General features: G+C 64.8%; 1 protein-coding gene. It reads right to left on the bottom strand.

Annotated elements, in window-relative coordinates:
- Nucleotides 1–1172: hypothetical protein (locus tag ACGF5C_RS34935; RefSeq protein ID WP_393308719.1), on the bottom strand; the 1172-nt coding region annotated here is incomplete at both ends.

A 1172-nucleotide genomic window follows, 5' to 3' on the forward strand; every position in this document is an offset into this window, starting at 1 on the left:
TGCTCCGGGGCCTCCGTCATCCACACATGCATGCCGCCCTTGGCCTTCACCGCCTCCGATACCGAGATGTCGACACCGCGCTGGCCCTGCCGGTTGATCACCAGGATCTTGCCCTGCTCACCGGCCTCGTCGAACACCTTCTGCAACTGGGCTTCCCAGTCCGCGCCCCAGCCGATGATCCGTTTGGCGTCCACCGCTTCGATCGCATCTCTCGGCACACCCGCGCGCACCAGCGCCTCGACCTGACGGGCGACCAAATCGTTGCGGTGACAGAGGATTTCCTGAAACCGGCCCTTGCCGTCGGCCCGCATCTCGTTCGCGTATTCGGCGATCGTGCGCAATTTGGCGTGTGTGCTCTCGACCACATCATGCTGGCCCTCCACCAGCTGATGGGTCTGCGACCGCCCGACCTCGTGCGCCGGCTCCAGGTTGTAGATCTTCTGCAGCACCGGGTTCAGGTCGGTGAGAGTGCCGGACGCACCTGTCACTTCATCGAAGAAGGATTCGCGTCCGACACGGTAGATTTCGACCGAATCGATACGCTTGGCGGACTCGGCATCCGCGCGCACGACGATCCGATGCTCCTCGGCGCTCTCCCTGCGGCTCTCGGCCGCGCGGATCTCTTTGGCCTCGATGGCCTGCGCGAGGCTCGCCTTACCCGGCTCCGCGCTCCACCGTGATTCGCTCGAGGTCTTCGGGTTGCGTTGCAGCCCATGTTCGGCCTGATCGATGATGACGATCTTGCCCGTGTCCATTTCGTAGTGGACACCCTTACGGACGAGGAACTCTGCGTGGGCCGCGGTCTCCAGCCGGGAGGCCCCCATTCCATCCAGCCAGTCTTGTCCGCCGGGCAGCGCCTCGACCTTCGCCCGCCCCTCGGGGGTCAGCTCGGGTTGACCGTCGTACCAGTACATGACCTCCGGTGTGCCGTCGGCCTGCATGCCGATTTCCTCGGCTATTCGCCTGAGGCCGAAATCGTCGTGCGTCAGCGACCCATCCGCCAGTGCCTTGGTGAGAAAGTCGTGTGCGCCGAACACCTCCTTGGCGGTTGCCTCCGGCGCCGCCTGCTCGGCACCTTCCGACCGGAGGAACTGCCGTTCACCTCGGTCGATGATGCCGTCCATCTCGTCGATCAGCGCATGGCGCGGTGGCTTGATACCGGCGTTGCACAG

The organism is Micromonospora sp. NPDC047620 (assembly GCF_043205005.1).
Classification (GTDB): domain Bacteria; phylum Actinomycetota; class Actinomycetes; order Mycobacteriales; family Micromonosporaceae; genus Micromonospora.